Genomic DNA, 24,205 nt, shown 5'->3' with positions numbered 1-24,205 from the left:
TAGCAGCGGGGGAGGCGGATGTCCCGAGCCACCCGTGAGTTAAGTGAATGAAACGGTTTAGAGTGAGGGTCAGCATTCGCCAAAAACTGCCGTTGCGACAGGCAGCAGACGGCCAGAACCGGTCATTCATACGCGTCTACCAAGTTGGCATTCAGAACGGCGCGACAGGCTAGAACCTACTATTCAGTGCAGTCGTCCTGTAAATCGCTCTTCAGGGGATCCGGCAGCTAAAACGGCTTCGGCTTTTATCAGCGTGCTATCGAAATCTGCCGGCTTATCCAGCCCTATCCGTGCGCTGGTGCAGTAAAGCGTTTTATAACCAGGTCCCGCTAACACCGGGCAAGTTGTCTGAATACACGGGGAGTCGATCACGCTGTCAACTTTGCCGTCAGTCGCGTAACGCACGACTCTGCTACCGCCCCATTCCGCATTCCAGAGAAAGCCCTGCGCATCAATACAAGAACCGTCTGGAGCACCCTGACCGTTGACTGTAGTGAATACACGCTGGTTTTCTAGCGACGGGTAATCGCAGCAGAAAATGCATTCTTGCAGGGAGTCCGCGTAGTACATGGTGGAACCGTCCGGGCTAAAACAGATGCTGTTCGGGATCGCCACTTCGGGAAGGTCCAGCGTTTCAGTCTTGAGCGTCGCGGCATTGAACCGGTGAAATCGCCCTATAGTTTGCACCGGCTCACCGGCATCCATAGTGCTAAACACAAAGTTGCCCATACGGTCGCAGCGGCCATCATTGATCCGGGTTCCTGCCACGCCAGGGGTGGCTGTGATTTTGCTGAAACGACCAGTGCTCAGGTTGTAGTAGCCCAGGCAGGATGCCAGTCCCATCAGCAATATGTCTTCGTCTGCCGTGAGGGCAAATGACCCTAGCGGCTCTGGCAGGGACCAACGCTGCACTTCGCCGTTTTCGGGGTCCAGAGCACGCAACTCGCAACCGGAGATGTCGGTCCAGAACAGGCGTTCGGTTCTTTCACACCAGATAGGGCACTCGCCAAGAAGACTTGTGGTGCCGGTTAGGGTTTTAAACATGGTTGCGTCCTACGAAACAGGATGGGGCAAACAAGGCAGTCAGTTGGAGAAAAGCGCTGACCACCTATCACCGAACAAGGCGATTGCCAGGCCTGCGAGCATCACCATCGCCCCGGCCAACTTGACGAGAGACACCGGCCTTTCCGATGCCCCCATCAATCCGAAATGATCGATAACCAGTGAAGAGATAATCTGACCTGCGATAGCGAGGCCCAGCAGGGCTGACAGACCGATTTTTGGCGCAAGCACCACATAACTAAGCAAGGCACCGGCACCCAGCAGACCGCCCAACAGGCTCCACCAGGGCTGGGCAGGTATAGCCGCCAGTGAGGCCACTATCCCGCCGCGCATCAATGAAAAGAAGCCCAGGCATACCGCACCTGCAGTAAATGAGAACAGCGCCGCCGCTACGGAATCTCCACCCACACCTTTAGCGAGTTGACCATTCAGCGTGGTCTGCAGGGTAATGCCAAGCCCCGCGGCGATGGCCAGCAGGTAGTAAGCTGCGTTCATCTCGCGCCCCCTTACTTGGCTGACTCAAGCGGCATGAATGTCTCGGCAAAAATATCGGGCTGGTAGCCTGCGGCAGCAAACAGATGCTCACGGGACTCGTCGATTGCTGCACGCAGCCTTGCGCTGTCCACGCCCAGCACCTTGCCGCCGCGTTTGACGATGCACCCGCCAATCATGACTGTGTCGACATTGCTGCGTTCGGCCGCGTGTACCACGGTGCCGAATGCGTTGCCTGACGGGTAAAGGTTGATGTCCTGCGTGTTTATAAGGAGAAAGTCGGCCTGTTTGCCGGGGGCCAGGCTGCCGACTTTCTCCTGCAATCCGGCGCAGGCAGCGCCGTCGAGAGTGGCGGCTTTGAGCAGGCCATGAGCAGGCAGGGTCACCGGATGATGTTCTGCGCCGCAGCAGCGCTGCTGATGCATGCCCATGACGCGCTGCAGGTAGAAAGCCACCCTCATCTCCATGAACATGTCACCGCTGTAGGAGGTTTCGTTATCGACACTCAGCCCCGGGCTGATGCCGTGGCGCTGGGCCGACTGCATGGCGAACATTCCATCTTCAATGCCGTAGTGGGCATCTGAACGCGGGCATACGTTGACCCGCACGCCAGCCTCGCTAAGGATTTTCCAGCCGGCGTCCGGTAGCGAGGTGCAGTGGTTGAAGATGTTATCGGGACGCAGCAGGCCCTCGCGATGCAAACCCTCCAACTCAGCTGCCATGTCCCCGCCAAAAAATTCGGTGATGATCGGCAGCCCCAGACGCCTGGCCTCAGCCCACAGCTCAGGTTCAAGCTGTGCCATCACCGCCAGCGAGAGCAGCGGGTTGTCACCGTTATTGACGTATTTTTCCTGGAGACGCTCCAGGTTGCCGGGCCAGTGGGCTTTGTCCCACTCACCGGAAACTGGCGCACCGGAGGCGTGTACAGATCGGATACCAGCATCAAGCAGCGCCTCTACCGCAGCATCGGAGTGCGCGCCGGTACGGCTGTTGTGCGAGTTATCGACCACGGTCGTGATGCCCGCATCGATGCAGCCCAATGCAGTCAGCAGGTTGCCGATATACATGTCAGCCGGGCGATAGTATTTGGCGAACGAGAAGTGCGTGGCGTTGCAGTAGTCTTCCAGGGTTTCGGCATTCGGATTGATTCGACGCAGTTGGCCCTCCCATGAGTGACGATGCGTATCGACCATGCCAGGCATGGCAATCATACCGGATGCCTCGATAACAACGGCGTCGCCAGCCTCGATGTTTTCACCTATGGCCGTGATGGTGCTGCCTTCGATAAGGATATCGCCGCGCGCCAGATTGCCAATATCGCCATCCATGCTCAGCACAGTGGCGCCGCGGATAAGGGTGCGGGCGGCCGGAGCGGCCGGGGCCTGCACAATGCTGCGGTTATATTCAGCCATTTTCTGTACACCTCTTCAAATTTCGTTGGAAGCAATGTACGCAATGCGGTACCGCGGGAAAAAGATGGTTAAACTGTTTTTATTATTCAATATTTACGAATAATAACGACTTCCCCCGATCACTGCTTTGAGGCTGCTAACAGTCATGGACCGTATTCAAGCGATGCAGGTTTTCGTACGTGTGGCTGAAGCAGGAAGCTTTATCCAGGCGGCGCAGACGCTCTCACTGCCGGCCTCGACAGTTACCAGCAGCGTTAAAAGTCTTGAGAAGTACTTGCAGGTACGCCTGCTGAACAGAACAACGCGGCGTGTCAGCCTGACCTCTGAGGGCGCACAATATTTGGCGCAATGCCGGGAAATATTGGAGCTGATCGAACACACAGAGACCAGCCTGACGGATTCCGTAAAACGGCCACAGGGGCGTTTGCGTGTCGATATGCCGGGTGGCATTGCACACTTCATCGTCATGCCAAACCTGCAAGACTTCTACAGGCGCTACCCAGATATCTACCTGATGATAGGCGTCAACGATCGGCAGGTTGATCTGGTTCAAGAGGGTGTCGATTGCGTTATTCGTACAGGCGAGCTCGATGACTCAACGCTCGTTGCGCGCCCACTCGGTCGGTTTCGCTGGGTAACCTGTGCGTCTGCCGCCTATCTCGAAGAGAACGGCACTCCGCAAAATCCGCAAGATTTGTCTCACCACCGGGCCATCCATTACTTCTCGGGCCGCGCAAGGCAAGCAGGTGAAATGCGTTTTGCCCGTGGTACCGAAAAAATCTCAGTCCCGGTGAACGGCACAGCGGCCGTCAACGAGACTGGGCTTTACATCAAAATGTGCCTTGAAGGCTTCGGGCTGGTGCAGCTCGCTGAGAATGTGGTCAGCGAGCATCTGCGAGAAGGGCGACTGGTCGAAGTGCTTGCTGACTGGCAGCCCGCATCGGTTCCTGTGCACCTGCTATACCCGCATCAGCGCTTTTTATCGCCAACTGTGAGCGCATTCGCTGACTGGATTGCTGGGCTTGTTCGCGACGATGATTCAGCAGATTCAAGTTGAACGTTGCGCCCGGCCAGCATGCCGGTGAATGCGCCGGCTACGGAGATTGCGGCTGTGATCAGCAGCGGTGCTGTCCAGCCACCGGTCCAGTCGTGCAGTTGGCCCAGCAGCAAGGGGCCTGCGGCTGCCATCAGGTAGCCGACGCACTGCGCCATTCCTGAAAGTGCCGCCGTGTCACCGGCATTTTTTGTGCGCAAGCCGATGAAGGTCAGGCCGAGCATCATGCTGGCACCAGAGCCGAAGCCCAGGACCGCGGCCCACAACATGGCGTAGTCTGGCGCGTAAATGAGCCCGATCAGGGATGAGGCGGTTAACAGGCTGACGGTAGCGGCTGCCAGTTTCTGGTCTTTGAGACGACGAAGCGTGGCCGCCAGAATCAAGCCGGGAATGGCCGTGGTCAGTTGAAGCGTGCCGTGTACCGTGCCTGCTTGCTCCGGGGATATGCCATGGTCCATCAGAATGGTCGGCAGCCAGCCGACGGCGACATAAAAAGGCATCGCGTTCAGCCCCATGAACAGCGTGACCTGCCATGCCAGCGGCGAACGCCAGACGGCCACGGTTGGCGCTTGTTTCGGACCGGACAGATTTACGTGTTCGTGTTTTTTCAACTGCGGAAGCCACACCACCATCGCCAACAGAGGGGCTGCGACCAACAAACTCAGGGCAATCGGCCATTCCCATGATTGGGTCAGCGGAATTATCACAGCTGAACCGACAGCGCCTGCTGCGCCCATTGTGATGGAGTAAGCGCCGGTCATGGACGCCATTTTTGTTGAAAAGTCGCGTTTGATCAGGCCGGGCAGCAGCACGTTGCCCAGGGCGATCCCGGTGCCTATCAATACCGCACCGGCGTACAACGCCCAGGCACTGCCTGCGGAGCGGAGCAGGATGCCCGCTGAAATGACCAACAGTGCACCGAAAAGCGTGCGCTCGATGCCGAACCTGCGGGCGACCGATGCGCTGAGCGGGGAGAAGGCTGCAAAGGCAAGTAATGGCAGTGAAGTAAGCAGGCCTAGAGCTGAGGCGCTCAAGCCAAAATCATTCTGGATCAGCGGCAAAACGGGCGCGATGCTGGTAAAGGGAACGCGCAGGTTCACGGCGATAAGCAGAATGCCTGCGACGAGCGCGATGGCATGCCACTTGTTTTTTGTATCTGACATATTCTTTATCTGTCCTCTTAAAAGAAGACAAATGTAGAGAACTTCAGAATCGTCTAATATAGATATCAAGACACCTGATATCTAAATTATGCCAAGCTCAAAAAATGTCGTTTCCTCGCCGGAAGATTTCGATTCAGACCTTTTCGCCCAGGCAGCGATTGCGCTCAAGGTTGCGCCTGACCTCAATGGTTCGGGTGCCCGTCCGCATGATCATCGCAAAGGCCAGCTGATCCTGTCTTTGCATGGCGCAGTGAGCTGTGAGGTGCAAAATGCACTCTGGCTTGTCCCTCCCCAGCACGCCGTATGGATCCCGGGCGGCACGCCGCACAGTTGCCGAGTGACCGAAAACGCCCGGACCTGCTTTCTGTTCGTTGAGCCCGGTGCGGCAGCCATGCCTGAAGAATGCTGCACGGTTGCCATTACGCCCCTTGTTCGGGAGATGATCCTGCATCTCGCTGAACAGGAACCTGCTTACGATTCCGAGGGCAAGACAGCGCGGCTGGTTGCAGTGCTGCTTGAGCAGCTTTCCGATGCTCCGCTGAAAGAGCTGCATTTGCCGATATCAGACCACCCCAAGATCAAACAAATCGCGGATATGCTCTTCTCCGATCCAGGCGACCGAACCACGTTGCGCGAGTGGGCCACTCGGCTTGCAACCAGTGAGCGAACGCTGGCCAGGCTTGTAGAAAGCACGACCGGGCTGAGCTTCGGACGCTGGCGTCAACAATTGCATTTGATGATCGCACTGAGTCATTTGGCGGAGGGGGTATCCGTGCAACGTGTGGCGGGCATCCTGGGATATGACTCTGTTAATGCATTCATCACTATGTTCAAGAAAGCACTGGGTAAACCGCCTACTCAGTATTTTTCCTCTCTGCGCTAGTGCTCTGCTGGCTGATACAAAGCGCCGAGGCTGTAGAACGATCTGTCTGCTATTGGCCGAGAGCTGTCAGTCATAACTGCTCCATGTTGACAGAGCTTCCAAAGAACATTTTGACTTGGCTCTAGAATGGTAGTTACAGCCTGACAAACTCCAATTATGCCCCCAGTTTTGCCCCCATTCATACCGGATGTGCGAGCGATCGCGAATGGCGATTTCTGACGCGGACCTGGGTGGCCGTGGCTGGTATTCAGAGCGCCTCCGTACACTGGATGACCAACCCGAAGCCGAAGTAAGCGCCTTCGCTGTTTCTCGTGCCGTCTCTCAATGAAAGATTGCGACATTTCAAGAGCGGTTGAGCTATCTCAAGCCAACATACAGATCGAGATGCATATTGAGAAATGGACCCAATTACTTCCCCTTTTTTGGTGGTTGCATGTACAGTGATAGCATTGTGCGTGGAGCGGTTGCGGCTTTCTCTCTTGGTACTACATGTTGTGTTTATTGTTTTTTATATTAGCATATGTTGTGTTTTTGATCTGGTGATGGCATATTTTGTCGAAAGCTAACTGATCTTTGCCGCCAGGCACATGAGCTGAAGAGTCCTGGTTAGTTTCCATGAACTTGGCAGGTAGTAGGGGTGGTATGTGTCGGTACCTCTTGATGCGATGTATGACCAACAGCTACGTGCCGCGCTTGAGGCATGGCAGTACTCTTCGACCAGTCGTGTGGTTCTGGTAACGGAAGCCGGTGGCTGGAGGTTTGCTTTTTTTCGGTTCGACGCAACCACCTCTGATCCGCAAGAAGCCATCACCGGGGATTTCGGAGTTTTATCCAGAGACCTGGTCTTGCAATGGGCAGGCGACAAACAACTCGTCGCCAAGCTCGAATATGCGGTAATGGACGACGTACCACATGTATCTGTTAACACTGAGTTGTTCGCGGCTCTACTGCTTGCATCTCTGCCCGCTAAGGCAACAAAGAAAGCTGTCCAAGCATTTCTGAAGCAGCGCGACGCTCTGCTGGAAGACATGAAGCGCCCCAACCTGCCGGGCGAAGTTATGATGCGGTTGAGTGGGCTATCACCAATCATCTGGAAAGGCTCGGGGGAGAGTATAACAAGGTAAATTACGAAAGCGCGGCTCGGATTACCAAGCATGAGAATGAAGGGCAAAAAATACTTCGAAATAAATACGTCGATAATCAAGTTCTAACCCGGGTCGTAGTATCTACAACTCGCCCCGTTCCCTTTGCACGAACGCTTCCGAATATTAGGTCGAATGGGCGGGATTTGCGAATTGGCGACACTAGAAATCGAGAAAATGAGTATTTTCGTCGTGTGATCCTGGGCCAAGATGAGATTGATAGATTTCTCAGAGAGGCAAAACCGCAGGAGCGCTATGTGAAATTCATGGAGAGTTTTGGTGGTGAAACCGAGATTGCCCGTAAAGAGTTGACTGCGCTTATAGTTGATAACAACGCTGAACTGAGTACGCTTGACAAACAGCGCGAGAAACTCATCGAAGAGCTAGATCAGCCAGTTGATCTTTCTATATTTGAGCATTTCAATGCAGAAGCATCGAAGCTTAATTTCGCTGGTGAAAGCATCACGCTAGCGGATGAAAATTTTTCCTCTGAGAGTGAGCACGCGCTTAATTCGAGCCTGGTCTCGAGGCTGCATGAGTTAACTGTAAAGTATGAGTCAGATGCTCGGACGGTAGAAACACTCGCAGAAAGGCTTGCCAAAGTTTCCGAAGTTGAGCTTCATAGAAAATTTCTTGCAGAGCAGAAAGGCAACTTTACGCGGCTTTCGCAAGGAATAATTGATGCCGATAATTATCAATCTCTGCTAGATCGATATAAGATGTGTGGAGTCGATCTTCAGCAAGCTAATGAGCGCCTTGGATATATTGTTGAGGTCGCTGAGCATACAAACGCATTTTTAGATACTGAGTCGCGTCTCCGGGAGATTTCCACGAAGCAGAAGGCGTTAAGTGAGACACGCTTAGGTAATTCTACTCAGTTATCAGGGCTAGTTAAGACTGGTGACGATCTAAAAAATGAGTTAAAAGAGGCTGATGACAGAACTTTACTGCTTAGAAATTCCATTGATAATGCAGGTCCAGTTTATTCTGAGCTGTCGATCCATCGCGCACGGATCGAAACTCTAGGGCAGCATATAGCGGAAAAAGAAATTGCGATTCGCCTAGACAAATCAAAGCTTAATGGTCTCGACGGCGAGTTAAAAAAAGTTTCTGCGTTAAAAATTACCTCAGATTTTCTTTTGTCTGGGGCTGTGGGTTCTACGCTCTTAGATCAGGAGAAAATTGATCGGTTGGCGCGATGCATCAATGAAGTCGACTCTATTGAGACGCATGATCAAGCTGTGCATGCGACTCAGAAAGCTTTGACTGATCAGATGGGAGTGCACGAACGTTTAATATCCACAGGGCTTGAATACCTCAGTGCATGGCCTTCCCATGTTTGCCCTTTGTGCAGCGCATCTCACGACTCCGCTAGTGATCTGAGAGAAAAAGTCAAAGCACAGAACTTGTTGTCTCAGTTGAGTCAAGAAAACTCTGAAAAACTTGTACTGTCTGAATTACGTCGGAGCCAGTTACGCGATGAAGTCCTGGCTATCACTCGCGCAGCAGAAGAAGTGCAACTGCAGCAAATTGCAAATCTTCGTGAGAAGTTCTTGGAGTTGAGCGAAAGATTTGCTCGGACTGATGGCGAAAAGTCTAATCTTGAAACGGAAAAAAAAGCTTTAGAGCATAGAATTAGCGAGCTGGAGAAGGCTGTTTGGAGTCTCTCAAAAGATGAGCTGTTGTCTCGTGCTGAAGGAGAAATTCGTCAGCTTTTGCAAAAGCGTTTGGATCTGGTGCTCCGTCAGGCCGAATGGACTGAGAAAATTGATCTGCTCAATCAAAAAATATCAGCGCATGAGACAGAGTTGCAGATATTGGCTTCTGAATCTGCAGCTAAAAGTACTCAGCATCCTTATCTTCTTGTCTATAAATATCTTGCTGACCATGCGCTGAGTTCTGTGGGGCTCAGAGGCCATTGCGAGGCAAAAATGGCCGAGATTAAAGCTGAGGTGGAGCAGCATAGGGTTGCAGGTGAGGCCTTAGTTGCTCAATGCAATGTTCTGCAGCAGAAGATGCTATCTGATGGCACATGGATGATTTTTTCTCAGCTCAAATCCCAAAAAGAAAGTCTGAGTTTAGAACTTGTTCGGTCTCAATCGGCAATAGATGCATTTCATGAGGGGCTTTCCAATCTGGTCGCCACTCACCCAGAAGATGGTTTTGAAAAAATCAGCGCGCTGATAGCCGATGAAATGAAACGTCTTCGTTTGCGTATTGAAGGTCTTGAGCAGACGATAAATAGCTTTAAGCTGCTACTCGAGCTGATGGCTTCATTCAAGCCTTACATTAAGCGACTTTCGCTTCAGGATGATTTGGCTGATCTTGAATTGAAACTGGATCGGCGAAATAAAGTTTATGCCGTTTTAACTGCGGAAAGGGACGCTGTGGTTGAACAGCTGAAAGCTTTGATCAATAATTTCTTCTATGAGGATCTTATTAACTCTATATATCGGAAAATTGATCCGCATCCTTCATTTAAAAAAGTAGAGTTTAAAGCGGACTTTGATGCTGATAGGCCCGGTTTGAATATAGTAGTTAGCGATGAGGCTGGCGTTTTGATTTCACCGATCCTCTACTTCAGTGCTGCTCAATCTAATATTCTAAGCTTGAGTGTGTTTTTGGCTAGTGCACTCCACGCGAGGGATGATGAAGGTAACCCTATTGACGTGGTTATGATCGACGATCCTATCCAGTCAATGGATTCAATCAACATCCTGTCAACAATTGACCTGCTGCGCAGTATCTGCCTCCAGTTCAAAAAGCAAGTAATCATCTCGACACACGATGAAAATTTCTTTGGCCTACTCCAGCGAAAAATTCCAGCACAGATTTTGGGGTCAAAGTTCTTGCAGCTTGAAAAGTTTGGCGTGGTCGTTCCGGTCGAACCGTTCCTTAACTAGCATTTGAGCACAGAAGGAACGAACTCGTTCTTTCTGTGCTCTAATTCCGCCCACGGAGTTGCCCGCGAATACCAGGAAGATCACCAGATAGATGCCTACTCACCCCTCATCAAGCGTGAGAAACGGGTTGTCTGGCGGCATCAGTTCTAAAAGCAACATAGGCTCTGCAATCAAGTATCCCCTCAAGGTCGCTTTCTTTCTGGGACCTTGAACGTTACACGACCAGATATTCAATCCATCACCACGCTTCCTATGGACTTTGAGTTTTTCGAATTGTTTTTGCAGCCATCGCCATTCTTCAATGTCTTGATTGACACCGTTGGATATGCCCGGGAACTCTTGGACATAACGTTGGAAAATACCCGGGGTCACCAGAAACACAGTACCGCTAAGCGTGTGGATTTTAGCCTTGCTGTCATTGATGATCAGCTTTTGATTCTGAATGCCTTCTCTGACCCAATTTAGAAAGGCCTGGCCAGGGTTGTGCGACGGGAGGAGGTAAGTTTCAGGAAGGCTTTCTAACGGGGAGCGATTGGCCACTGGCCCCACCAACTCAAACATGTCAAGCAAAGTTCCGAGGTAGTCAGCATCTTTCATCGCCATGGTATCTGGCTGCGATTGGCTTTGATGCGATACTGTTCCGCCTGCCTTGGGCGCCGGTGGTGATACCGGAGCATCAGCTGGGTGGTCATCGACTGCAATGCTCACCGTTCCGCTGAAAGCATCAGGCCGGTCTTCGTTCCCCCAAATCAATACCGGTTGAATGCGCAGAAAGGTGAAGGTCTGCTGCCAGTTTCCCTGCGCCACGAGCGCAGTCCATATAGCTTTGCCTTCTGGAGTCGACTCGACCAGACCATGCGACTGCAGTTCGTCGAACACGGCAATGTTGGACGAGGGAATGCCCTCAATCGATTGCGACAGCAGATAGGCTCGCAGTTTGTCGGTGACCGTTTTGCTGACGAGCCAGAGTGCGTCTTGAGTCAGCCAACCCGCAGCACCTGGCTGGTTGAGTTTCAGCTCGTGCTGAACCAGATGACGCAGTCCGCTGATCAAGTGATGTTGCAGCGAATGAATCGGCGCTTGCAGCGCCTTGCTCGGGTTACCACCGATGTTCTGTGCGGTGGATACACGGTCGGCCTGCATCACCAACTCGCCCAGCACGCCAGCACGTTCGTACTGACCGGCCAGGACATACAGCAGGCTGGACCACAGTGGCGGAAACCCACTGAGCCAATCGAGGATCGGACGGTCGAGAATCTGGGTGTAAAGCAAACCTGCAGCGGCGCCGTGCAGGTGATAGTCGCGACCTTTGACATAGCGCAAACGGTAGGGCTGATCCAGGGGGCCGTGCCAAGGATGCCAAAGACGGCCATCCTGTCGCTCGACCTGCAGGTCAACGGCGATCTTGCCAATGTCATGCAGCAGCGCGCCATAGGCGATGCCGGCGGACCAGGCGTCAGTCTGGGTGGCCTGGTCTTCGGGCGCAGCGCCGGTGGGAAGCAGATACGACTGACGCAGTTTCAAACTGCAGGCGACCAGTTCCAGTCCATGGTCGAGCATGCCGCCGAGATAAGCATGGTGATGCGTCTCGCTAGCCGGGAGTTGTTGGACCTGTTCGGCGTAGCGATGGATCGGATTTAAATAGAGTTGGATGAACTGCGCGTGGGAGAGGGCGGTGTGCTGCCAGATGCGATCGAGCAGCTGGCGGCGGTGCTCCGCGGCTAACAAGCTGTGAGCCGACTCGATGGGCAGGTAACCTTCGGCGACGTTGACGGTCGGTGGCGGAGGGGGCTTCTGCCTTTTGCGGCGAAACAGGCTGAGCATCGTGACCTCCGGGAAGTGACTGGGTCAGTGGTCTTTTAGCTTTTTCGGATAGAGCTCTTACCCTTGAGTCCCCATTCCCTTCCAACCCTTACCCTTCCTTTTGGCTCGTGTCCCTTTGTGCGGCAATCGGAATATGGATACTGCTAGGAATCGTTTTGTTGGGGTAGTACGGAAAAGACAAGAGTCGGTACACTGCGGTGCATCTTTTTTGGGTCTTGCCATGAACCTCACTGATGCCACGCTCGTGCTGCTGCTCGCGGCACGTATCCATGGGACCGACGAAGCCGTCAGGGCTTCGGCGAAGAGCGTGGTCAAGAAGTTGCCGCGCAGTAAACGCGATCTGATCTACAAGGTGATCGACAGCCGAAGTCCGCTCGAGTTGGTGGATTTTTTGGCGCAAAACCTGGATACGTAACAGCATGCTGGCGGTGTGCGCACATCTCATGTTCTTTGCGTCATAGTCCCGAGGCATTGGGATTTTTCTGGTCACAGAAAAAAAGGCCCCAACTCGTGTTGGGCCCTGTGAAGCGTTTACAGCGGAGAGGTAACGATCAAGCTCCATCGTTCATGCAGAGTGAGTTGTCCAAGACCGCTCGCTTCAGTTGCTGCTCCAGGTTGAGCACATACTCCGAGGCGCATCGGGCATGACCACTGGCGCGAAAGATCGCGCGTTTGTCAGCCTTGAGCAGGCCGAGCCAGGAATCGATATAGCCCTCGTGCCTCAGCTCTCCCTGAATGCCGGCGTAAGCACATAAAAACGCAGCACCCATCTCGGCGATCAACTCCTCAAAGGCATAGCCGGGCGAGCCGAACGGACAGGATGATGTCACGCCTTCGCGCTGCAACCGAGAGCGATGCCCGGTCCAGTGTGTCAGCTCGTGAAGTGCGGTGGCGTAGTACCCACCTTCATCGTGAAATTGCACTTTTGTCGGCAGTTGGATGAGATCCCTGATGGGGTGGTAAAAGGCTTCGTCGGCAGGCCGATGAACGATGTGTGCACCTGAACTTAACAGCAGATTTTTCGCAGCGCTATTGGCCTGGAAGGGATCGGTCGGTTCCGTTTCGAGCAGGGTTTGATTGAACATATCGAGCCCTTCCGTTTGCTCGATATTGAACAGAAAATGCGTCCTGAGAATGCCGAAGTGAGCGACCTTGGGCTGACCGTTTTCATCGAGTACGGGTTGGCCTGACTCGGTCTGTTCCTCGCGCTCCATCGGCTTGTAGAGCACCGTCAGGGTACTGTGCTCACCCTTACGGATGTGCCCACCGGCCTTTTTGGCTTGGTTGAAGGTCAGCCAACGATCTTGAGTGAACCCCTGCAACCTGGCCTCAGCCCAAAGCAACAGTAAATTGATGCCCGAATACGGACGTCGCGTGATGGCGTTGATGGGGTAGGGTTGATGACCGATGTAAGCTGAGCCACTTGAGGACCAGGGTTTGATCCAGGGAGCAACGCCTTGGTCTAACGCGGTAACGATCTTGTCAGTTACGTCTTGGTAGATATCGCGCATGGCAATTTCCTCGAGAGAAAAACGGAGGAACGCCTTGCCCGTCGGGGAAGGGTTCCCCGGTGGGTGATGGGCTGGATTGATGTAGGTCTTGCATGCCGTCCGAATGTGGAGGTGGCGCCGCTAATTGCGCTTAGCGCTGGTGTTCTTCTGCAAGCGCTATCAGCAAGGCGCCAGGCTGACCCGGTTCTTGGAGTAGGCTCAGACTCAATTGCAGCAACGGGTCTTGGTCGAAGTGATCGGTTGGTTCAATGTGGACTACCTCGAACAGCACATAGGGCTTGTGTGGATAGGCCAGGTGGGCTTCGAAGGCTGCGCGCAATACGTGGCTCAACCGATCGACCTGCAGCGTCTCCGCGTGATCGGATTGTTCGAGCAGTACTGCGCGTTGCCACGCGCCAGGGGTGAACACGATGGGCAACCGAAGGGTGTTCAGTGTTTCCGGTGTAAGTGAGTCGGGCATGGTATGTCTCCGTTGAAAACGCGAAGAAACCTGTCCCGTGCGGGGAAAGATTTCCCCGCAGTGGGTTGAAAAAAATCAAGAGGGTTTTCCTCACGAGCAGAGCTCGAAAGGCGCTCACGAGAACAGTAGGCGTTCATCACCGTAGAAGCGGTGACCGTGCGAGCCACCGAACGCTAATCGCACTTGGGGAGAGCCATCACCGAAATGACGTAGCCTTGAAGGTTCTGGCTACCTTGGGGAAGTGCTGTCGATAACAGCGATCCGTACCTTGTATTTAGCTGGACGATTTATCTGGGTCAATCACTGCAGAGACGCTGTTTCACGGGGTTTGTCTTCTGGCTTCCAATGACGATTTTTCGGCCGGGAAAACTGATAAGCGGTCAGGCACGGCCGGTTTTCAGTAGTAGGCTGTTACTCTTGTCTCAACCATGAAAACGCTCAGAAGAGGGCGAGACCATGCCGACTCAGCAACCTGTTAAGAGTTTACGTGCCCACCGCTGGGCGTACGCCTGTGGTCTGTCGGTGAAGCGTGGTTATCGTAAGTTGAAAACGTTTGAATCCCGCGTGGTCGAGCGTGCGGAAACGGCAGGTATGCCCGCAGGTAAATTACTTGTTCGCGGGTGTTTTCTGACTGCCAAGTTGGCGTTGGTTGGAGGGCTGCTCTTTATCGGTTTCTGGCTGGTCGCTTCTGTTGTGGTGGTGATCGCTGTGATTGCTCTTCTGCAGTCCAAGGCTGTCATTGACACGGATCTTGAAGAGGATAATCCAGGTCCAGACTATCTTGGGGCTAACTCCTATCTTGGCAACTACGATGACAATGGCCACTACATAGGTCATTTCAAATCATCTGAAGACGTCAGAAGAGTTTCTTCGTAGCACCCATCAACTGATCTGTTCCTTTGCCCGCTGCTCCATGTGCGGCTTTGCTTGCACCTCCTAACATCCCTTCAAGGCTGTTGCCGATTGAGTAGCCAGCCCAGCTCATGGCGACCAAAAACAGTCCAGGCAGCACCAAGAACATTGCCCCCATCACATACTCGATCACCTGCGCGGTGACAGTCCCATCCATAAGCCCGGATGTGGGCAGCGACAACAGCACCTGATTGGAAGCCGAAACCTGGTTGTACAGGGTATCGAGCATGCTGGAGTCGACCCAACGCGCCAGTTCCCACCAGAAGGTCAGCATGTGTAAGGTGAACAGCGCGAACGTCACGGTCATTACGGTCTTCAACTGATAGGTACTGACCAGCAAGATCAGCGGCAAGCTGATGATGATGCCCATGATCAGGAAAGCCTGCACCATCGGTAGGGCGGCGCGTAGAGCATTCATCGCCGGGAAGTTGCTGAAAGAGCCGAGGGCCAAGCCGGTATTGGTGGCCAGGTTATTAAGCCCCTGATTGATCGAGCCGCCACGAGCGCTGGAACCATAGTCCTGGTACACTTGTCCGGGCGACATGGACATCGATTGCTGGCGCGGACTGACCAGTTCGCGCAGGGTGGCATCCTCGATCTCGTTGCTCGAGCGGCCAGTCAGCCAACCTTTCAGCTGAGTCAGCAGAGATGGATCAACCTGCTGGATCAACCGCTCGCGCAAGCCAACACCGCTGTCGCTCCACCACTGCTTGCAAGTGGGGTAGCCCGCGCCATTCTCCAGCCGCGGCAAGGAAACATCGCGGCTTTCGTCATACGGCCAACTGATTCGCGGTGTGCGTGAACGATCCGTGTCGTAGTAGCCGGGCGTGTCTAGAAGATAGCTTGAGCCGATCCAGGACGCGTCGTGACTTTGTGCCTTGTCCAGTTGCGGGCGATTGGTAAACAACCGAGAACGGGAATAGCCATAACAGTCGCGGGTGAAGTCGGCGACTTCCTGCAGCAGTACCTGGCTGTCGATGCGCGAGTTGTCGATCTCCAAGCGCATCTGCCGAATATCCGGTGCGCAGGGAATGGAGGCGGTGGCGGCGGCGGTTACCCCTTTGCTCAAGGCATGCACCAGAAACCACCAGATCGGTACGTTGGCGGAGCGTTCGCCGATAGTATTGAAGGTCGTTCCCCAAGCGGTTTCCGCTGGTTTGGCCACACTGACACCGCAGCGCTGGCTAGCCTCATCATCGAACGCCATTGAGGCGAGGCTCAGCGGAAAGACGGGCGCGCAGCCGAACAATACGACGATGTAGGCGAGCCACAGCCGGTTCTCGATCCGCGGTATCGAGAGCAGCCCCTTGTTACCCTCATCCGCGCCTTGCTGACGGGCCGATAGCCATTCTTGCAGGATGATTGCACCAAAGGGCGCGGCGAACAGTCCGGTATCGGACAGGACGCTCCAGAGACCGTTGTTGATGATCCAGGCCAGCAGGGAGAGGTAAAACTCCAAGTAGCTGTTGGTGCTCATGAGCATGGTGGTGACCTCACAGCCGGGTGAGTTCGACGCAGGTAAAGAGCACGAGCCCTAATGCCCCGATGTGTTTGACGCGCAGTCGATCCTTTGGTCGATGTCGGTACCGCCGAAGCAAATCCCACCAGAGTGCAAAGAGGGCGCCGTAGAGCAGGGCACGCCACCATCGCAGATAGGGCCGTACGGATTCGAATGCCTGCTGCCAGACCTCGAAACTACCCAGCGCAGTGCGGCCGATCCAGGCGACCAGTGCGGCGATTAGAATCATCACCGCGGCAATCCCCAGACTCGAAAGAAAAAAGAATAGCGGTGAGCGTTTCATGGCTCACTTGCGCCTGGCGTCAGCATCATTGAGTCGACCGGGCTCGGGGTCGCCTTGCTCGACGGTACGCGAAGCATCGGCACCACCAGCATGCCGATCGAGCACCAGGCTGGCGGTGTTGATGGCCAGCATCTGCCTGACCTGCAGTTCGGTCTGCAGCAAGCGTATTTCGCGCTCCAGAGCGTCGATGTTTTTCGTCAAGGCGGTTTGGGCCGGCTCGGCGGAGGCGATGTTCGGTTCGTGACTGCCCGCCAGCAGGGTGCGCAGTAGCAGCAGTGCCTTGTCGAGCACGCTGGACAATGCCGTCTCACTGGCCAGGCGCCGTGCTAACAGATCCTGGTCGGGATCGTCGCGCAGGGCTTCAACCACACCACGAGTCACCGGCAGCATCGGGCTGGAGGCTTTCGCCAGGTTGTCAGGGGTAGGCGGCAGAGAGCCAGACAGCAACCTTTGCAGGGCTTTGAGGTTTTCGCTGTAGGCCTCCTGGATCAGCGGCGTCAGTCCGCTGCCAGCGGTCGCACGCAGAGTTTCGCAGCTGTCGCAGGTCGCGACTTCGCTCTCGCCCAACACCCGAACGGCCCATTCGGATTCTTCTTGGGGCGAGGCCCAGGTCTGACAAATAGCCCCTCCCAGGCAATCACTGCTACTGATCGAGGCACTGTCATCCACCGTACGGGTATGCAGCAGGTTATAGCCTGCGCGGACCACGTCGGCGGTGACCCTAATGGGCGTCTGTCCGTAACCTCCGGCCTTCGAACCGCCGACCCAGGACACCCCATTGTTGCCGTTATGGGTCTCGGTGTTTTTCACCGCGGCCACCGCATCACCGCCAGATTGCTCCAGATTGCCCTGCATTTCTTGGTTCTTGGCCAGTGCGCCCCAGCCGGCCTGACCGACCTTGTCCGCCATCTTCTCGGCCATGGCCTGGCAGGTCAGCTTGGAGCGGTCGAAGTCGATACGCCCCTGCATCACCCCGTTACTGAGCAACTCATAAAGGCCGGGATTGGCGCGTTGGATGATCAACGCCGGCAGCGACATCACCGCTTGGGTCGCGTTCTGCACGATGCTGCCCATGATGTGCTGGAAACCTTCGGTGACGCCGTTCAGCTGGTTTTGCAGGGTGTTGGTGAGGCTCATGTTTCCGCACATCATGTTCGCTCGCCATGACCCGCCGACACCGAGACCACTGGGTCGGTAGAGCGAACTCGGTGAGCCGACTGCCGAGCCGCCACCAATGGTGTACATCACTCGGTCGTCGAGGACTTCACCTTGAGTACCCAGGCGGTAATCGCCCTCGGCGGCGTGGACATGTAGGACAACGGTCAGCGGTCCGTAGAGCAACAGACTCACCACGCCCAACCATGGTCGTGCGAGAAACCGACTCATGACGCACCGCCTTCGAAGTCGATGCTGAACAGAAAGGTCTGCCCCTCACGTTTGCAGCAGCTATAGGGCCGCCATAACGACCAGGCGTAGCCGCCATCCGCGCTCTGTACAGGATCGCTGGGGAAGACGGCGCACGTCGATTGAACCTGAGGGTAGAGCAATTGCCATTTGTGGGTTGATGCATCGTTTTCAACGATAGGACCAGGCGGCCAGTAGCCGTCACGTTTGGCGGGCGTGAGCGGTAGGTACACATGCGGTTGCCAGCTGCGGGTAATCACATCACCGGCCCGTTGCACCATGACCGCGGCCGCCTTAAAGTCGTCAGGCTGTACTAGAAAGCCCTGCCGGGGATAGACGTTGCCCCACATATTTCCCAAAGCCTGGCGACCAATTTCACGGATCCCCGGCATGAGCGACTCTGGGTAAAGACTTTCCGGTATGCCATGGCGCCAGGCCAGTGAGTCCAGGGTACTCAGGTAGTAGGGCATGAACGCAGTCGCACCGCTGGCGCAGGCGTAGCCGGACTGCGAAGCCAGTTGTGTCGCGGCCCAGCCACCGGGGTGGCCGATACCGTCGACGTTCTTGAAGCGGGGCAGGTTTTCGCGGCGGGTGTTCGGCGTGATCAGGTTACCGCCACCTTCCGCACCGCTGATGGGAGCGGAGAGGGCAGCCATCTCGGTCCATGGGTTATTGCCGGTGGTGGCGTAGCTCGAGACCACCAGCTCAGGAATGAAATGACGAACCTTGGTTGAGGTTTTGACGGTGCAGCCGATGGGTGTGCAGAGCAGCCAGAAACAAATTCCGACCACCCGGTATGCGAGGCAATTTGGCGAAAGCACAGAGGCGATGATGCTGCCGGTATCCAGCGCCATGCTTGGGCCGCACGCCAGCAGGATGCTCAGCGCCAAGGGCCGTAGCTTTGTGGGCGAAAATAACGGGCAGGCAACAGGCATGATCCAGGCTCTTGGTGTGCGGCCTGGGTAGATTTGATTGCGAGCGGAAGACTGTCAGTGGAAAAAATGAAGGAGGATGTATCGGATTTGTGAGTCGTGAGACTACTATTTGACGTGAAGGGCGCTGCGCAGAGTATCGGGTTCTGCAAGTAGCTGATCTGTGGTGATTTCGAGAATATTGGCGAGTTTGCACAGGACCAACAGTGACGGATTGCCCGTGCATCGTTCGATTTGACTGACGTACGTGCGATCCACCTCGGCCATGAGCGCCAGCTGCTCTTGGGTAAGGTTTTTCACGCGTCGCATGAAGCGGATGTTTTCCGCCAGCTGTAGACGAAGCTGTTCGTAGTCTTGAGTCATGCGCGCAAATTGCGCCTTGAGGGACTCTCAATCCACGGGATATAGTCTACATTTGCATTGATCTAGGCCATTTGATGCTCATGCCTGTTATTGAGCGTTCATTTGGTTTCGTTAAGCTTTTCGAAGCTGGACCAGCGTCTAACAATAAAATCAGACATCTAGGGTGTGTATGGACGAAAACTACATTTCAATTCCTGCGGCGGATGGTTGTCCAAGCCTTCTCACACCCTGGGGCAACGAATTTGCGCCAATGATCGAACGTGGCGTGCAATGTGCTCAGGCTTGGCTTGATACGCCCGGCGAGATTCCTCTGTGGTGGGAGCTGGCGCAAACACGCAAGACGTTTCCTGTCGGTGACTGTCAGGATGCCTTTGAAGCCGGATTCCTGTTGAGGATTCAGCAGGGGCTTCAGCGCGGTACACGGATACCTGTATCGACTTGACCACCCGTTTGCATTTAGCCTGGCCTATCACATTGGCACAGGCCAGCAGGTTTCGGTCCTAAATCACTTTTGGTTTTTAGTTGCGGCGTTTTTGTCCCGATGTTTGCTCTGCGAATCGCGCTGCCCTCGACGAAAGCGAGCGGGCATCAGGTTGCGCAAGGAGTCCAGCTATGTGGCAGCAACCCACCGATCTCTCTCATTTTCCGCGTCGCCAACCACACCAGCATATCTTCAGAGGGCACATCAGGATGGTAAACAAACTCGATCTGCATCACGAAATGAAAAAGATGCTACGCGTAAAGACTGCCATTCTACGTCGCTCACCAGGTGATTCCCTCGCAGACATAGTCGCTTCCGATCGTGAAGCATTCTCGGGCATTCGTGTGTTGTTCGCGAGCGATGAGGGAGGGGTTCCATTGCAAGTTTTGGGACGGTCAGATGATCCAAATGTGCCCGTGGTTCCTCTATTTGCTGGAAAGGGGATTTTTGCATTTTCCGATGCTATCGAAAGCCAGATGAGGAGCGGTAGTGCGCCTTTGGAGTTTCCCTTTTTCTCACTACTCGATACAAATTTTCTTACTGAGTTACCTGGTTTTTTCCGTCATAAAGATTCAAGGCATCGCGAAAAGGTGGGGGCGACCTTGCAGTTCATTGAAGGTCAAGGCGGGCGTGGTTTTGATTGGGTGTTTGCGGCACTGGAAAACCTACGTGAAGTTGTAAAACCTAATAACCCTTGGCCGTACCAGAAAGTTGCGGCAGCAAAGATGTTTGATGCCATGATGCATATCCCCGAAGTTAGGGAGAGGGTGCTGAACGGGCATGCCGAACAGATTCAGGATTACATACCCGCAGCTGAGGAAATGTGGGATGCATTCTTGACCAATCGGGAGGCATGGGCCTGTATCCAACGGCGAGATATGATGCAGTCCATAATTTTACGCGCGATGCTGGAGTGCTGGAATGGCAAAAGCGTAGATGATGGTATTCGCTGTTTGGTAGATTTTTGTCTTGATAATTTTGACGTCATGCCCCTAAAGGAACTTTACTTCGGATGGAAGGCTCTGAGCGGATTCGCTGATAAGCAGAGTAGAATGCCCATCTTTGACGAGCCCGCGTTGCGGAACCCAAACGGGGATTCGAATAACAGGATTTCTGCTCTTGCCTGGGACCTCTATATGTTTCGACATTGCGAAACGCTTATGACAGAAAAAAATGGTAATCAGTTCATGATTCCTGTTGTAACTACGCTTGATGATGGTTTGTTAAAAGCTATTAAGAGCTGTCCTCTGAGGGCGCTTTTGATTCATGATGAGGCTCGAAAAGTAGAAGCTATATTCGACGATGAGATGGAATTTTCCACTTGTCTAGATCGCGCGCTTTCGGATGAAACAAAGGTGCGAATAAATGACCCAGTACGTATGGCCAGACCGAAGCGTATTTCGAAGCATGATTTGAGTTTTCTGATAAATAGCCTGGAATCAGAAGTAAAGAAGGCTGCTAGAGCAAGGTCACAACCGGGGTCGCATCATTAATAATAGAAAGTGGTGTTGCATTTGGCGGATATAAAAATATTTGAAGTGGCCCCGCGCGGGCGATGGCCAGCAACAGACCGCCCGGCTAAGTGCAGAACACAAATGCAATCAACTGTTCAGTTGTCGTACAAACGACTGGTCAGTTGCGATGCAATCGCAGAGTTCACTCTCTGGAAGGGCAATATCTTAAATAGCTATTCCTATGTTGATTCTATTCCTCGCGCTCTATCGATCCGTTCAGCTACCCGATATGCCGCTTCCAGTTCAGAGCAGCCGATCTCCTGCATCAATGTCCAGCGCTCGGCTTTTTCCTCGGGCTCCGTCATGGCCAGGGCGAGATAAAGACTTGGCGGCACGGCTCGAAACAGCGTTTCGAGCTTCTTCGATAGTACGACCCCCTCGGTGTACTTTCCTGGCTCCTTGCTGGCGGAGAGCAGCAAGGCTTTCTGTACAGGCGTGAGCTTTTTGAACCGTGCGATCTCCTCGATTTCCGCGGACGGCATGTTCAAACAGATCCACCACTCGATCATGTTGAGCATGGTCTCCGCAGCGGTGGGAAAGTCAGCAAGGTTTTGCGTCGCTAGCCAGAACCATGCGCCGAGCTTGCGCCACATCTTCGTGCCCTTGACCACGAATGGCGCTAGCAGAGGGTTTTTGGTGATGATATGGCCCTCGTCGGTGACCATGATGATCGGCCGGCCCAGATACTGGTCGCGCTCGGCGAGGTTGTTCACGGTGTTCATCAGGCTGATGTAGCTGATGGACATCTGTGCTTCGTAGCCTTCACGAGCATAGGTGGCCAGGTCGACGATGGTCACATCGCTCTCGGGCCAAGGCGTGCCCACGCGATCGAACAGTTCACCCTCGAAACCCTGGCAGAACAGGTCGATGGACTCGCCCATTTCCTGGGCACGCTCACGACGCTTCTCCGGCAAGTGCGTGTCAGCGGCGACTCGCAGCAAGGCGTCGCGCACGTTGCGGGTCAGTACCTGGCGGCCCGCCGCGACACAAGTTTGCGCCGCATCGAGAATGCACTCGCGGATCAAGCTGCGATCGGCTCGACTTAGACGCGCCTCTTCCTTGGCCTCGCCGCCGGTGATCATCAGGCGGGCGGTGATTTCCAGTTCGCCGAGAACATCGCGCTGGTCTTCGCGACTGGTTACCACCTCATCGTCCAGCTCATCGATAGACAGACTTGCTACCTGATCCGGCTGCTCGACCAGGCGCCAAGCGGCGGCGAACGGTGCGAGGCTGACTGAGGCGCCAGGTTTCAATTGGACCTTGTTGACCGACAGGCCCTGTGTCGCGAAGTAGTCGCCCTGCAAGCCGAATGAGTTGCCGGCCTCGACGATAAACAGGCGAGGGCGGTACACCGCCATGACCTGCATCAGTAAGGTGACCAGGGTTGCCGACTTGCCGGCACCGGTGGGGCCGAACAACAGCAGATGACCGTTCATGGCCCGGTCCAGCCGTGATAACGGATCGAAAGTTAACGGCGAGCCGCCCCGATTGAACAGGGTGATACCCGGGTGGCCGGTGCCGGTGCTGCGGCCCCACACCGGAATCAGATTCGCTAGGTGCTGGGCAAACATCAGGCGGGTATACCAGTTGCGCGTGTCGCGCGCCGGGTTGTAAGCCATCGGTAACCAACGCAGGTAACTGTTGCAGGCGGCGACTTCATCGCCTTCGCCGACCGGTTGCAGCCCCGCACCCAACAGCGCGTTGGCCAGGCTGACCGAGCGCTGGTGCAATTGCTGCTCATCGTGACCGCGTAGGTAGAACGCCAGGGTGCCGCGGTACAGCTTGTGCTGGCGACCGATGATCGCACGGGCCTCTTCAACATCCTGGCGGGTCTGGGTCGAGGCCAGGTTTTCACCGATGGCTTTGCGAGCAAGGCGGTTCAACTGATCCTCGAGTACATCCTGTGGTTTGACCACTAAAGTCAGACTCATTACCGTACCTTCGGGTAACTGGTCGAACAGGGCATTTACCGCGTCGCCTTTGCGGGTTTCGCCAGTGAGTTGACCAATCAAGGGCGCTCGGCGCAGCTTGTCCACTACCATCACCCGGTGGGGCTGATCGTCGAAAAACCAGAGTCCGCGCTGTACATCCGAACAAGGCTCATTGAAAAATAGGCGCTCGGCGAAGTCATGATCGAAGGGCAGTTCCAGCGACTCACCATCGCCCGACTCCGGATAGGCCACGCGGCGGTAGAAGTCCTTGGGCGCTTCATCGGTGAGCTTCGGCGCTGGATTGAACCAGGGCAGCAGCCAGGCATACAGACCGCGGCCATTGACTCGCGTCGATTGCACCCCGCACGCCTGCAACGAAGCACCGATTCGTTCGCAAGTCTGTTGCAGGGATTGCACCGGGGTGAGTCCTGTCTTTTCAGCGCCAGACTCAAGCCAGCGATAGATCACCAGGCGCACCCGTCGGTTATTGCCACGCCAGGGCAGGCGCGTCACCACCTTATCCTCAAACAGACCGCCGGGCTTGGCGATGGCCTTCAGATGAAGGCGGCTGAGTTCCAAATACGCTTCGGTGAAGACCGTGGCGCGCGCGCTGTCCTGGATATAATCGGTGAGGCGGGTCAGGTAGGGGGTGAAGTCGTTGTCGTCCTGACAGAAAAACTGCGCCACCCACGGAGCTTGGTCCAGCTCGTCAAAGCTATCCTGCAGGGCATCCTCGAGGGCATCGCGGGCGGCCATCAACCAATCGGGTTCGCGCCCCTCAGCGCCAATGGGCAGCAACTCGAACACGGCACCCACCGAGCGATTGTCATCCAGCAGAAAACACTGCTCGGTGTCGAGGTATTCGACCCAAGGCAGGTGATCGGTGAAGCTGGGGTTGTGCGCATAGAGTGTGGCTTCATCGGCCAAGGTTGCGCGAGGGCGCAATGGGTTGCGCCAGGC

The 24,205-nt window shown here is 54.9% G+C and carries 21 protein-coding genes; 8 read left to right on the top strand and 13 right to left on the bottom strand.

The features are described from left to right. Positions 1-183 precede the first annotated feature (183 nt). The 3 genes from AC1RAC_RS03410 to AC1RAC_RS03400 are packed head-to-tail and all read right to left on the bottom strand — an operon-like array spanning position 184 to position 2,966. Positions 184-1,044, bottom strand: a complete 861-nt coding sequence (locus AC1RAC_RS03410; RefSeq protein ID WP_099548727.1) for an SMP-30/gluconolactonase/LRE family protein — start codon at positions 1,042-1,044, stop codon at positions 184-186. A 39-nt stretch (positions 1,045-1,083) separates the two neighbouring features. Next, complete coding sequence (locus tag AC1RAC_RS03405) at positions 1,084-1,557, bottom strand: DMT family transporter (RefSeq protein WP_099548728.1); 474 nt, start codon at positions 1,555-1,557, stop codon at positions 1,084-1,086. Positions 1,558-1,568: 11 nt separating this feature from the next. After that, positions 1,569-2,966, bottom strand: a complete 1,398-nt coding sequence (locus AC1RAC_RS03400; RefSeq protein ID WP_492616230.1) for an amidohydrolase family protein — start codon at positions 2,964-2,966, stop codon at positions 1,569-1,571. A 145-nt stretch (positions 2,967-3,111) separates the two neighbouring features. Between AC1RAC_RS03400 and AC1RAC_RS03395 the strand changes: the two genes are divergently transcribed. Further along, positions 3,112-4,023 (top strand): LysR family transcriptional regulator, encoded by a 912-nt coding sequence (locus tag AC1RAC_RS03395; RefSeq protein ID WP_099548730.1) that lies wholly within the window; start codon positions 3,112-3,114, stop codon positions 4,021-4,023. Here AC1RAC_RS03395 and AC1RAC_RS03390 read toward each other — a convergent pair. Further along, positions 3,936-5,183: an MFS transporter gene (locus AC1RAC_RS03390; protein ID WP_169987268.1), complete on the bottom strand. Its 1,248-nt coding sequence runs from the start codon at positions 5,181-5,183 to the stop codon at positions 3,936-3,938. The genes AC1RAC_RS03395 and AC1RAC_RS03390 overlap by 88 nt on opposite strands. A gap of 88 nt (positions 5,184-5,271) precedes the next feature. Between AC1RAC_RS03390 and AC1RAC_RS03385 the strand changes: the two genes are divergently transcribed. From AC1RAC_RS03385 to AC1RAC_RS03375, 3 genes are all read left to right on the top strand, one after another. Further along, on the top strand, positions 5,272-6,066 hold the full coding sequence (locus AC1RAC_RS03385) for an AraC family transcriptional regulator (RefSeq protein ID WP_099548731.1): 795 nt from the start codon (positions 5,272-5,274) through the stop codon (positions 6,064-6,066). A gap of 644 nt (positions 6,067-6,710) precedes the next feature. Further along, the gene (locus tag AC1RAC_RS03380; protein WP_492616229.1) at positions 6,711-7,190 is read left to right on the top strand and encodes a hypothetical protein; all 480 of its coding nucleotides are present in this window, start codon (positions 6,711-6,713) and stop codon (positions 7,188-7,190) included. A gap of 275 nt (positions 7,191-7,465) precedes the next feature. Further along, entirely contained in the window at positions 7,466-10,111 is a 2,646-nt protein-coding gene (locus AC1RAC_RS03375) for a hypothetical protein (RefSeq protein ID WP_492616228.1), read from the top strand. A gap of 99 nt (positions 10,112-10,210) precedes the next feature. Here the strand turns inward: AC1RAC_RS03375 and mobH are convergent, their stop codons facing one another. Further along, positions 10,211-11,935 carry a MobH family relaxase gene (gene mobH / locus AC1RAC_RS03370; protein WP_492616227.1) on the bottom strand — a complete coding sequence of 575 codons (1,725 nt, stop codon included), beginning with the start codon at positions 11,933-11,935 and terminating at the stop codon, positions 10,211-10,213. 220 nt (positions 11,936-12,155) lie between these two features. Between mobH and AC1RAC_RS03365 the strand changes: the two genes are divergently transcribed. After that, positions 12,156-12,350 (top strand): DUF7740 domain-containing protein, encoded by a 195-nt coding sequence (locus AC1RAC_RS03365; RefSeq protein WP_020300924.1) that lies wholly within the window; start codon positions 12,156-12,158, stop codon positions 12,348-12,350. Positions 12,351-12,486: 136 nt separating this feature from the next. Here AC1RAC_RS03365 and AC1RAC_RS03360 read toward each other — a convergent pair whose 3' ends face one another. Together AC1RAC_RS03360 and AC1RAC_RS03355 are read right to left on the bottom strand one after the other, a co-directional pair. Then, a complete protein-coding gene (locus AC1RAC_RS03360; RefSeq protein WP_492616226.1) occupies positions 12,487-13,446 on the bottom strand; it encodes an ArdC family protein in 960 nt (319 codons plus the stop codon). Between the two features lie 130 nt (positions 13,447-13,576). Continuing rightward, positions 13,577-13,906: a hypothetical protein gene (locus AC1RAC_RS03355; RefSeq protein ID WP_492616225.1), complete on the bottom strand. Its 330-nt coding sequence runs from the start codon at positions 13,904-13,906 to the stop codon at positions 13,577-13,579. Positions 13,907-14,362: 456 nt separating this feature from the next. On the opposite strand from AC1RAC_RS03355, the gene AC1RAC_RS03350 reads away from it, so the two are divergent. Beyond that, on the top strand, positions 14,363-14,782 hold the full coding sequence (locus tag AC1RAC_RS03350) for a DUF3742 family protein (RefSeq protein WP_492616224.1): 420 nt from the start codon (positions 14,363-14,365) through the stop codon (positions 14,780-14,782). Here AC1RAC_RS03350 and AC1RAC_RS03345 read toward each other — a convergent pair. The 5 genes from AC1RAC_RS03345 to AC1RAC_RS03325 all read right to left on the bottom strand — a co-directional run bounded on the left by AC1RAC_RS03345 (position 14,763) and on the right by AC1RAC_RS03325 (position 19,319). Next, positions 14,763-16,301 carry a conjugal transfer protein TraG N-terminal domain-containing protein gene (locus AC1RAC_RS03345; protein WP_492616223.1) on the bottom strand — a complete coding sequence of 513 codons (1,539 nt, stop codon included), beginning with the start codon at positions 16,299-16,301 and terminating at the stop codon, positions 14,763-14,765. The two genes, AC1RAC_RS03350 and AC1RAC_RS03345, sit on opposite strands and share 20 nt — an antisense overlap. 10 nt (positions 16,302-16,311) lie before the next feature. Beyond that, entirely contained in the window at positions 16,312-16,620 is a 309-nt protein-coding gene (locus AC1RAC_RS03340) for a hypothetical protein (RefSeq protein WP_492616222.1), read from the bottom strand. Positions 16,621-16,623: 3 nt separating this feature from the next. Next, entirely contained in the window at positions 16,624-18,006 is a 1,383-nt protein-coding gene (locus tag AC1RAC_RS03335; protein ID WP_492616221.1) for an integrating conjugative element protein, read from the bottom strand. Next, positions 18,003-18,959, bottom strand: a complete 957-nt coding sequence (locus tag AC1RAC_RS03330) for a TIGR03756 family integrating conjugative element protein (protein WP_492616220.1) — start codon at positions 18,957-18,959, stop codon at positions 18,003-18,005. The genes AC1RAC_RS03335 and AC1RAC_RS03330 overlap by 4 nt, the downstream gene beginning before the upstream one ends. Positions 18,960-19,064: 105 nt before the next feature. Beyond that, on the bottom strand, positions 19,065-19,319 hold the full coding sequence (locus tag AC1RAC_RS03325) for a helix-turn-helix domain-containing protein (RefSeq protein WP_492616219.1): 255 nt from the start codon (positions 19,317-19,319) through the stop codon (positions 19,065-19,067). Between the two features lie 169 nt (positions 19,320-19,488). On the opposite strand from AC1RAC_RS03325, the gene AC1RAC_RS03320 reads away from it, so the two are divergent. Both AC1RAC_RS03320 and AC1RAC_RS03315 read left to right on the top strand, forming a co-directional pair. Then, positions 19,489-19,761 carry a LasR-specific antiactivator QslA gene (locus AC1RAC_RS03320; RefSeq protein WP_492616218.1) on the top strand — a complete coding sequence of 91 codons (273 nt, stop codon included), beginning with the start codon at positions 19,489-19,491 and terminating at the stop codon, positions 19,759-19,761. Positions 19,762-19,931: 170 nt separating this feature from the next. Continuing rightward, positions 19,932-21,293 (top strand): hypothetical protein, encoded by a 1,362-nt coding sequence (locus tag AC1RAC_RS03315; RefSeq protein WP_492616217.1) that lies wholly within the window; start codon positions 19,932-19,934, stop codon positions 21,291-21,293. A gap of 200 nt (positions 21,294-21,493) precedes the next feature. Here the strand turns inward: AC1RAC_RS03315 and AC1RAC_RS03310 are convergent, their stop codons facing one another. Beyond that, the gene (locus AC1RAC_RS03310) at positions 21,494-24,190 is read right to left on the bottom strand and encodes a conjugative transfer ATPase (RefSeq protein WP_492616322.1); all 2,697 of its coding nucleotides are present in this window, start codon (positions 24,188-24,190) and stop codon (positions 21,494-21,496) included. Positions 24,191-24,205 lie beyond the last annotated feature (15 nt).

The organism is Pseudomonas sp. GW823-FHT02F05, assembly GCF_058797315.1.
The sequence above is the reverse complement of the archived record's forward strand: the minus strand, read 5'-3'. Positions and strand labels throughout refer to the sequence as shown.